General features: G+C 27.8%; 8 protein-coding genes. 4 read left to right on the top strand and 4 right to left on the bottom strand.

Features of this window, described 5'->3' with window-relative positions; translation table 11 throughout:
• Positions 1–543: 543 nt before the first annotated feature.
• Positions 544–690, bottom strand: coding sequence for a hypothetical protein (locus bpuSUM_RS08310; RefSeq protein WP_247067811.1), 147 nt, complete (start codon positions 688–690; stop codon positions 544–546).
• A 535-nt stretch (positions 691–1,225) separates the two neighbouring features.
• Between bpuSUM_RS08310 and bdr the strand changes: the two genes are divergently transcribed.
• Positions 1,226–1,978 carry a Bdr family repetitive protein gene (gene bdr, locus bpuSUM_RS08305; RefSeq protein WP_247067863.1) on the top strand — a complete coding sequence of 251 codons (753 nt, stop codon included), beginning with the start codon at positions 1,226–1,228 and terminating at the stop codon, positions 1,976–1,978.
• Positions 1,979–2,025: 47 nt separating this feature from the next.
• Here the strand turns inward: bdr and bpuSUM_RS08300 are convergent, their stop codons facing one another.
• The 3 genes from bpuSUM_RS08300 to bpuSUM_RS08290 form a co-directional block, all read right to left on the bottom strand.
• Entirely contained in the window at positions 2,026–2,448 is a 423-nt protein-coding gene (locus tag bpuSUM_RS08300; RefSeq protein ID WP_247067862.1) for a hypothetical protein, read from the bottom strand.
• An 84-nt stretch (positions 2,449–2,532) separates the two neighbouring features.
• Positions 2,533–4,071 (bottom strand): plasmid maintenance protein, encoded by a 1,539-nt coding sequence (locus bpuSUM_RS08295; RefSeq protein ID WP_247067860.1) that lies wholly within the window; start codon positions 4,069–4,071, stop codon positions 2,533–2,535.
• A gap of 492 nt (positions 4,072–4,563) precedes the next feature.
• Positions 4,564–5,022, bottom strand: coding sequence for a hypothetical protein (locus bpuSUM_RS08290; RefSeq protein ID WP_247067859.1), 459 nt, complete (start codon positions 5,020–5,022; stop codon positions 4,564–4,566).
• Positions 5,023–5,489: 467 nt separating this feature from the next.
• Here bpuSUM_RS08290 and bpuSUM_RS08285 point away from each other — a divergent pair, with 467 nt between their 5' ends.
• Genes bpuSUM_RS08285 through bpuSUM_RS08275 form a run of 3 tightly spaced genes read left to right on the top strand, consistent with a single transcriptional unit; the run spans position 5,490 to position 6,931 of the window.
• Complete coding sequence (locus bpuSUM_RS08285; protein WP_247067858.1) at positions 5,490–5,864, top strand: hypothetical protein; 375 nt, start codon at positions 5,490–5,492, stop codon at positions 5,862–5,864.
• Positions 5,854–6,540, top strand: a complete 687-nt coding sequence (locus tag bpuSUM_RS08280; RefSeq protein WP_247067856.1) for a DUF261 family protein — start codon at positions 5,854–5,856, stop codon at positions 6,538–6,540. The genes bpuSUM_RS08285 and bpuSUM_RS08280 overlap by 11 nt, the downstream gene beginning before the upstream one ends.
• Positions 6,541–6,571: 31 nt before the next feature.
• Positions 6,572–6,931: a hypothetical protein gene (locus bpuSUM_RS08275; RefSeq protein WP_247067854.1), complete on the top strand. Its 360-nt coding sequence runs from the start codon at positions 6,572–6,574 to the stop codon at positions 6,929–6,931.
• Position 6,932 lies beyond the last annotated feature (1 nt).

The following is a 6,932-nucleotide window of genomic DNA, read 5'->3' as shown; positions in this document are numbered from 1 at the left end:
TATATTTTGTTAATAGTATAGAATATTTATCCATTTATACAAATCATAAGTTTCCACATATAACTCATAAGTTTACTACTAAAAATTAATAGTTTATATAAAAAACTCATAAGTTTATTCTACCTTTTTTATAAAATTAATAGTTTGCATAAAAACTCAATAGTTGCTTTAAAAAAATATATAGTTGCATCCCTCTTTTCTATATTAATAGTATTATACTTATATATACATATGTTCTCTCTAAAAAATTTATTTACTATAAATATACCTTATATCCCTATTTATAAAATTAATCCTGATGAATTTATTTTAATTAGTAATCATCTCATTCTCTCTTCTAGTACTATTCATAATTTACTTGGCATTATCATGGCTTCCGGTATACCTTTAAAACATTTAAAAGATCCTTTTATAAAAATATTTTATACTTTTAATAACAATATTATTACTTATACATTAAGTAATGGTCTACAGCTTCAACAATATTCTTTACTCAAGTCCAATGTTATTGCTACTTCCATTAAAAATTTAAATAAAAATATTTTATCCTCTATTCATGCATATAAAATTAACTACATTGCTAAAAATATATTCAACTTCTCTATCACTACTAAACACATAATTTCTATCTACTCTTTGATTGCTAAGTCTAAATTTACCTTCAATAATATCTCTTACAATAATACTCATCTCAATATCTTATTAGATAAGAAACCTTGTATTCTAGATTTATACGAAAAATAAACTATATTAAGTCTTTTCACAGACTAAAACTTAATAAAAATAACCTAGATCTATTTAAAAACCATCCTAATAAAACTCTCTCTACTATCGCTTCACTAGTTGAATCTTTCTTCCTTGATCAAACATTAAACAAAAACTTACATACTCTCAAATCTTATATTAATTTACACCTCAAACAACTTGGCATACCTTATAAATCTACTAATAGATTTCAAAAACAACTATTTTCTCATATATTCTTGCAATAAAACAATGTATATTTTTGTGATAACTCATAAAAAGAATAAATAGATGAAAACTATTTTGTTCATCTTAGCAGCAATTATGTACAATGCGCTAATAAAATATGATTTGTACTATTGTAGTGAAGTACTAAAAATTTTTTTTCGCTACCCTAGCTTAATATCAATTAGTAGAAGCCTCTCTTTTGCCTATTGTTTTAATTCTTTTTTTACTCTATACTTACCTATAAGGAGATTTTATGGGACTTCCTCAACCAATAATTACTCAACAAATGGTTATTGCTGAACTGACTAGAGCTGGTATAAATAGAGATATTGCTATTGACCTGTCTTATAGGTATTATAAAAATGAGCTTACTCACAAGGATATTGAGTATTTAGAGACTACTTTTAACCTTAAACTCGAAAAAGTCGAAGCTCTTTTACAAGCTGAGATTAAATCTGTTAAAACCGAGCTTGACAATAAGATTGATACTAAATTCAATGAACTTGACAATAAGATTGATACTAAATTCAATGAACTTGACAATAAGATTGATACTAAATTCAATGAACTTGACAATAAGATTGATACTAAATTCAATGAACTTGATAACAAGATTAATACTGTTGAGAATAATCTTAACATCAAGATTGAAAAGGTTGAAGCAACCTTACACGCTGAGATTAAATCTGTCAAAACTGAACTGGATACCAAAATTGATACAGTCAGATCTGAATTAAAATCTGATATTAAAGACCTCGATAATAAAATCGACAACGTTAGAACTGAATTAAAATCTGATATTAAAGACCTCGATAATAAAATCGACAACGTTAGAACTGAATTAAAATCTGATATTAAAGACCTCGATAATAAAATCGACAACGTTAGAACTGAATTAAAATCTGATATTAAAGACCTCGATAATAAACTTAAACTTCATAATTGGATGTTTGGCACTATTATTACCATCTCTATAGGTATTTTATTAACTATTATTTTTAAGTAATTCTTTATTTTATTTAAAAGCAATAAGTCCCTTAAATTGATACTACGCTACGCACTTATTGACTTAGCTTTTTTAGTAACCTTAACTTGCTTACCCCTTTCTCTCCCTTCAAAGCCATCTTCTACCTCTTTAGCACTTACCTCACTCGTAACATCCTCAAGCCCCCCCTTAACAACCTCCTCAGTTACACTAACAACTTCCCTTTGTTCTAATTTTTTAAGTAACATTTCCTTATAATCTTCATAAAACATATCCAATATATTATTCATCAACGCTCCCCGCTTAGTTTCACAATAATAATCATCATTGCCTACTTTCCAAATCGTTATATCAAGGGTCTCTCTATATTTTACTCCTATCCAATCTTTAACGTACCCATATACATACGCGTAGTCAATATCTTCTGAATTAAGTATTGGAAAATTAATTATACTCTTATCGCCCTTCTTAGACTGTACTTCATCGCTCATATAAATTTCCCAAAACCTATGGCGTTTGATGTATAGCCTTCTTACTAAATATTTTAAACTAAATTTCATGACATATCTCCTCTTTCACCTAAACTTCAGGTTATCCTCTTCTGATAAAACTAAAGTTCCTAAATTAGATATAGATAGACCCTTAGTAGTCTTAAATCCTTCAAAATTTCTATTAAGCACTACCGGGCCCACCGGTCCTGATAGACTGCAAGCTCTATTGTAGGGCTTTAAATTATTTATTTTGTTTTCCGTGTCAACTCCCATATTCCCTGCCCTGCTTTTCTCTAAAGTAGCAAACATACTTGCCCTAGCTTGTTCTCTAAGACAAGCATTCTCTTCACGAGCTCTTCTTAAACGCTCTTTTCTCTCCATAGCTTCACGTTCAAACAACTTACTTAAATATTCTTCTCTTCTCTTTTTCTCAAGTCTTCGTTTTTCTTCCGATTGCTTCTCTATTTTCTCTCTTCCCTTAAGACTTAAATGTTTATCACGCATCCCTTTAACAACAGATGAGTTATGCTTAACTTGTATATGCTCTCCATAAGTCTCTTTAGGCATGTAATTGCTCTTGTACTTATTTGGGTACCAATCCCTAAATCTACCTTCCCATATAAGCTCATAATCACTAACTATGCCATCTCTTCGCTTCATCATCATCCATACCTTGTATTTATACCTATTGCTAAACTGTTTTAAGAAATGCTGTAAGATATCTTCAATGTTGTATTCACTTTTGTATTCAATTATTGCTCTCTCTAGATTAATCAGTGCATTTATGTAAGTTGCATCGTTATTACTGCACTCTTTTACTTGGATTAGGTATCTTTTACTGATTTTATGTTTGGATACAAGCCGCATCTCTACATCATCCCTTTTGAATTTGCACTCTCTTACCTTTGGTTTAATGGATACAGTTTTTTCTAAAAGCAATTCTTTAGAATTCTTATTATTTATATAGCTTATATTAGCTTTATTAAATACAGCCGGGTTCCCTACATGCGACATTTGGCTTATATTATTATGTTGACTCAACTTGGGTAGTATGTTTAACCTTTCAAGGTTTCTGTAGTTAAATGTTGTATTTTTGTAGTCTTTATCGAAATCCCCAACAATTTTTTTGTTCTTTAACTTTTCTTTAAGATCTTCTTTAAGATATTCTAAAATTATTTCTTTATGTATGTGATCAAGTTCCATATTTTGTATATAGTGAGAAATGCTTCCCTTATTTTTTCCAAACTTTCTAATTTTAGATTTTATTAACCCACTTTCATTTAGAAGTCTGAGGTCTCTTTCAAATGTTCGTCTACATACTTTTTTATGGCCGTCATTTTCTAATAATTTGCTTACAATATTGTAGATATCACTTGCTGAATATTCTTCAATTCCACTTGATTTCTTGTAGTTTTTATTCTTTGCATTTATGATCCAATAAATTTTAATCAGTCTATCGTATTTATTTAATGCTCTAATTATTAGCGATTTAACTTGTGATACACAGATTTCTTTAATATCAGAGGATGTTTTATCTTTATTTGATTCTATAAGATTATTTAGTATTAATTTTATTTTGTCTTGTGATTTGAATTTTTTTGTTTCTTTTGGTATACTATCCATACGGTAAACCTTTAATCCAAAGTTAAATTTTCAGAGTCGAAGCTTTGGATTGGAATTTTTTTATTATATATGAAAAATTCACTTTTGGCTAGATTTGAGGTCAAAGTGATTTTTTTATATACCACTTCCTTCTCTTCCCACATTTTAGAAATAGTTTTTGTAAAATTGCTGTATATGTATTTATTTATGAGAATGAATGTCATCATAGATATGAATTTTAAATGAATTTGAGATTCGTGTCAATAAATCTGTTTGTTAATTTATTATTTTAAATTTAAATTGATTTTTTTTAAATTTATTAAAATTTTTAGAGTATCCGATTATGCTATTTATATTTTGAAATTTATCTAAAGGGATAAAGGAGTAAATTTGCTTTTAAAGCCTCTAGATTTATTCCTTTATCAGTGATTAGTGTATTTTATTGTTTGATTTGAAATATCCTATAAATTTTATTTTTAGGCTTATTAGAGTCATAAATTTCTTTTGTATAAATCAAATATTTTTTTTGTTGTGTGTATTTAAATGACTTTTTGGTTCTAGAATAAATTTTGTTTGTGTCATTTTTTGTGTTTGTTCTTTTATATTTTGTATTTCTTCTTTTAGTCTCAATATTTCCTTATTTTTATCTTTTATATCTTCTTGTGTTTGTTTTTTTATGTTTTGTATTTCTTCTTTTAGTCCTGTTATTTCTGTGATAATTGTGTTTATTTCGATGTTTTGGAGTTTTATATTGTTTATTTTTTGAGTAGATTGAGTATATATATTATTCTTTTGATAATGTATCTTTAATTCATTTTTTATGCTTTCTAGTTTTTTTTCAATAATTGTTTGAATCTTTCTTTTTATTTCTTTTTTTTTATAACTACAGTTAAGTCTTGGATGATAGATTCTGGAATGTATCGCAAGTTTTGATATGTAAAATAAGCGTTTAGAGATGTTATCTTTTTGCAAAGAATACCAGGACTTGTTTGATAATTGAAATCCTCTTTTAATATATCTACTACTTCTCCTAGTTTATATAATTTTATTTTGCCTATTTTTTTCATAGTAATGTTATCCTTTTTTATTTAGATTTTGTAATCTTTATCATACGTAAAAAATTAAAAATAGTTAATATATATCAATAAACTAATAATTGTTGGCCAACAATTATTAGTCTGTATAGATAAAAATAGAAATTGTTTATTATAGAATAGTTTTACATGTTTTTTAATAATTTTAATTTTTATATTAGTCGAATATAAATTGACTTAAATGATATTGATGTTGTATATTTTCCATTAGAGATTTTGGTAATGTTATTTTTTGATAAAAATAGCAAGCTACTTTGCTTTTGTTAGCTTTATTTAAAAATTAATAGGTTAGGGAAAGTGAAGTTTCTTGTTTGTCATTAAAGGCTTAAAAAAGGAGGGTTTTAGTTGTCTAGTGGGATTAAGAGACAGATTAATATTATTGGAACTATTGCAACAACATTAATGCTTTGTGTGTCTGGAATTGGAACCTATGCCCTTAAAGGATTTTTATCTGATTTTAAAAAAGAGATGATGGAAGAATTACACATTGAATCTGAAAAGAGACTTAAAGGAGAATTTGAAGCTTTAAAAATCTTCTTAAGAGAAGACCTTAAGAGAGACATTGAAAGAGTAAATTCAGAGAGTAGAGAGATGATGGGGGAGTTAGAGAGTCTTTTACTTAAAGAGAGATTTAAAATCAAAAATGCATTTAGGGAAGAATTAGATAAATGTTTTGGTTTATTAAAAAATCTTGAAGAGGAGGGGATGTATGAGAAGTAAAATTTTTATGATTTTTTATGATTTTGCATACAAAGCTTTGAAAGATTACTTCATTAAAAAGCATAAATCAGAATTGCTTGAAGGTGCTGTGTCTTTAGAAGATTCGTCTTACCAAGTTTGTGAAAAAATAAAAGAAGTAGAAAAACATAGATTAGTAGTTCCATTTCAATATAATTTCAAAGACCAAAACGTTGCTATTTGCAAATTTGGATGTTATTTTTTATGCATTTTGTTTATTGCATTTGTAGTTAAAGAAATCAAAGATAAAGTTGAGAAATATTTCGATAAGTTTGAAGTCGATTTACTCTTTAAAAGCCTTGCAACTGCTGGCTGTTTAAAAGATGTCAATTCATACGTTCTTGATCCAAATTTAATATTTAAGCATCTTGGAGTTAGTGAGGATATTCATTATCTGAATGTCCATTATTCCCCTACTCATTATGAGCCTGATAATTGTGATATTTTAGTTGGCAAATACAAAGAGAATGATTTATACCATTTTGTAATTCTTGATAATGATTTAAGTTCTGTTATTTGGGACTCACTTGGCAGTTCTAAAGCTGTAAGTAATGGCGTACTTGAGTCTTTAAGGGTATTTAAGCTTATTGATGCGTCTCTTAGTTTTGATATTAGGCAAAGACTTGCTCTCTATAGTGAGCAGTTTAGAAATGTGTAAGTAGTAAAAAAGATATTTTGGAGGTTTGATTTTGAGCGTAGCAAAAAATGTAAATAAACTTTTTGATGCAGTAATTGCAAAAGATTTTCTACTACAAGAGTTTGGTTCCCTTTTAGGAGAATCTAAGATTGAACTTGCACGAGAGGGAATGACACTTACAAGTTCAATCTTGAATTTTATATATTCTATAAAAGATGAGATTGCAAAAAATAATGAGAACAAACGTGCTTTTGAGATCATAAATTCAAGACTAAGAGGTGCTATTGACTTAGCAATTGATGCTTGCAGGGTTTTAGAGAATGGTGAGAATTGGGATGAATATGATAGGCTTGTTGAGCTTAGGGGTCAAGTAGCTAAGGAAGCATTAGATAAAATGGAATTAAAGGACTAGT

This window comes from Borrelia puertoricensis (genome assembly GCF_023035875.1).
GTDB lineage: Bacteria > Spirochaetota > Spirochaetia > Borreliales > Borreliaceae > Borrelia > Borrelia puertoricensis.
Note: the sequence above shows the minus strand (reverse complement) of the source record. Positions and strands in the feature narration are given on the sequence as shown.